We start from the raw sequence: 2,843 nt of genomic DNA, 5'->3' as shown, positions 1-2,843 counted from the left end.
AATCATTCCAGAGACTTTTCGAAGAATGGGGATCAAGTTGGAGATCAGAGGTGACGATATCTTTATTCCAGCTCAAAAACATTATGAAATTGAAACCTTCATTGATGGTTCGATTTTGACGGTAGCAGATGCAATTTGGCCTGGTTTTACCCCAGACTTACTAAGTATAGTTTTGGTTACTGCAACTCAAGCAAAAGGCACTGTACTTGTACATCAAAAAATGTTTGAAAGCAGATTGTTCTTTGTAGATAAATTAATTGATATGGGTGCACAGATTATTTTGTGTGATCCTCATCGGGCTACAGTGATCGGTTTGGATAGAAAATATCCTTTAAAAGGAATCCGAATGACTTCCCCTGATATTAGAGCCGGAGTTTCATTATTAATAGCTGCGCTTTCTGCTAATGGAACTTCAATCATAGATAACATCGAACAAATTGATCGAGGATATCAATTTATAGATGAGCGATTGAATGCTTTAGGAGCAGAAATCGAAAGAATTTCATAAAGTCTACCCGACACCAAAAGTCGGGTGGAAATCTTTTTCATTTCAATATTATTTAGGCTTTGTTGGAGGAAATTTACATCAAGAGAAATCCACCTTTAAATCTTCTACCTGAAGATGAAAAGTTGTTTGAAGGAGATTATGAATGCAGATTCAAAATACATCCAATCCTTCATTTAGAAAAGTCTATTATCCTACAGGACACAGTATTCTCCCCTTCACATATGAGTTTTTACACCACTCACACGCATGTGAATTCATTGGGAATCTTGCCAGTAGGGAAAAGAATTGCTCACTGTATTCTCAAAAAATGGCGAAAAATCCCTCACGCTATCTGGATAAAAGATGAATGGAGTGCCAATTATTTTCATTGGATGACAGACTGTCTTCCCAGATTATGGATCGGATTAAATACGGGTATATCAAACCAGGTAATTCTCCATGATTCCTACAGACATCTTCCTTATGTATCTGAAAGCCTTAAAATCCTTAATGTCAAAGCTATCTTTTACCAATCCAATGAAAATCTTCTTGTGGACAATCTGGTACTGACACCTAGAACAGCCACTTTTCCAAATTTTAATGTTGATCTAACCCAATTAACCCGTAAAAAATTAAGCGTTCAGTCAGAAAAAAAACCAAATCGAAAAATTTATATCAGTAGAAAATATGCTCCCAAAAGAAAAACACATAATGAAGTAGATGTGGAGCTCTTAATGATCAAACATGGTTTTGAAATTTTTTATACTGAAAAACTCAATCTAAAAGAACAAATTTCCTTAATGTCAGAAACAAAGACATTAGTTTCTCTTCACGGCGCCGCCCTAACCAATATGATCTTTCTTCCTGAAGACAGCGAAGTAATAGAACTTCGAAATCAGGAAGACTCTAAAACAAATTGTTATTTCAATTTAGCGAATGCACTGGGTCTAAAATACTACTACACTTTAAATCAAGGAGATACTCCTGATTCCATTACCTCAGATTTTACCATTGATCTTAAGGCTCTTGAAAAAGTAATTAGCCAATTGAACGATTAATTTCCCCTCATTCTTCTTTACTTCCTTTCCTTCAGAAAATTTTTGGTAAATTTTGATCTCATTTGCCAAAATAACCTATGACTAAGAAAAAACTCCGCAGCCAAGAATGGTATGGTAGAACCGGAAAAGACGGATTCATTTATAGATCTTGGATGAAAAACCAAGGTTTTCCTCATCATCTTTTTGAAGGAGACAAACCCGTCATCGGGATATGTAATACCTGGTCAGAACTTACCCCCTGTAATGCCCATTTCCGAGATCTCGCAGAAGCCCTTAAAAGAGGTATCTGGGAGGCTGGAGGTTTTCCTTTGGAATTCCCTGTGATGTCTTTGGGAGAATGCTCCATTAAACCAACAGCCATGCTTTTCAGAAATCTGGCAAGCATGGACGTGGAAGAAAGTATTCGAGCCAATCCAATGGATGGAGTAGTTTTAATGTGTGGATGTGATAAAACCACACCCTCATTAGTCATGGGAGCGGCTTCTGTCGACATTCCGGCTATGGTAGTTTCCGGCGGTCCAATGTTAGTTGGCCGGTTTAAAGGAAAGAAAATTGGCACCTCTGATGTCTGGCGTTTTGCTGAAGATTTTAAAACCGGAAAGCTTTCTCAAGAAGATTTTATAGAAGCTGAAGCTGCTATGTCACGATCTGTGGGTCATTGCGCCCCAATGGGAACAGCCTCCACCATGGCTGCCATGGTCGAGTCTTTGGGCTTGGCTCTTCCAGATAATGCGACCATCCCCGCTGCAGATTCGAGAAGAAAAGTTTTGGCTCATATGGCAGGAATGCGAATCGTGGAGATGGTTAATGAGGATCTGAAAATGAGTAAGATTTTGACCAGAAAAGCATTTGAAAACTCCATAATGGTCAATGCAGCCTTGGGAGGATCCACCAACTTTATTCTTCACCTAACTGCAATTGCAAAGCGGATTGGAGTAGAATTAGATCTGACTGATTTCGATCATTTCTCTTCAAAAATCCCACTAATTGCAAACGTTCAGCCCTCAGGCGAATTTTGGGTCGAAGATCTTTTTTATGCTGGAGGACTTCCTGCCGTCATGAAAGAGATGGAAAAACATCTACATACAGATGCTTTAACGGTAAATGGCAAAACCATCGGAGAGAACATTAATAAAGCAGAATGCTATGACCGAAATTTAATCGGAACAATGGAAAAGCCCATCAAACCAGATTCGGGAATAGCTGTTTTGAAAGGAAATCTCTGTCCAAATGGTGCAGTGATTAAACCTTCTGCAGCAAGTCCTCATTTGTTAACCCATACAGGAAAAGCGGTAGTT

Annotated in this window: 2 protein-coding genes and 1 pseudogene; all 3 read left to right on the top strand. The window is 38.7% G+C overall.

Annotated elements, in window-relative coordinates:
* Positions 1–508: pseudogene (locus tag Q0L68_RS19100) on the top strand (UDP-N-acetylglucosamine 1-carboxyvinyltransferase); the annotation flags it as partial.
* Positions 509–567: 59 nt separating this feature from the next.
* Positions 568–1,545 carry a glycosyltransferase family 61 protein gene (locus Q0L68_RS19095; RefSeq protein WP_296705844.1) on the top strand — a complete coding sequence of 326 codons (978 nt, stop codon included), beginning with the start codon at positions 568–570 and terminating at the stop codon, positions 1,543–1,545.
* Positions 1,546–1,622: 77 nt separating this feature from the next.
* On the top strand, positions 1,623–2,843 hold a 1,221-nt coding region (locus Q0L68_RS19090; protein ID WP_296705843.1), incomplete at its 3' end, for a dihydroxy-acid dehydratase.

It is taken from the genome of Algoriphagus sp. (genome assembly GCF_024642405.1).
GTDB lineage: Bacteria > Bacteroidota > Bacteroidia > Cytophagales > Cyclobacteriaceae > Algoriphagus.
This window is presented reverse-complemented; position numbering and strand designations above follow the sequence as displayed.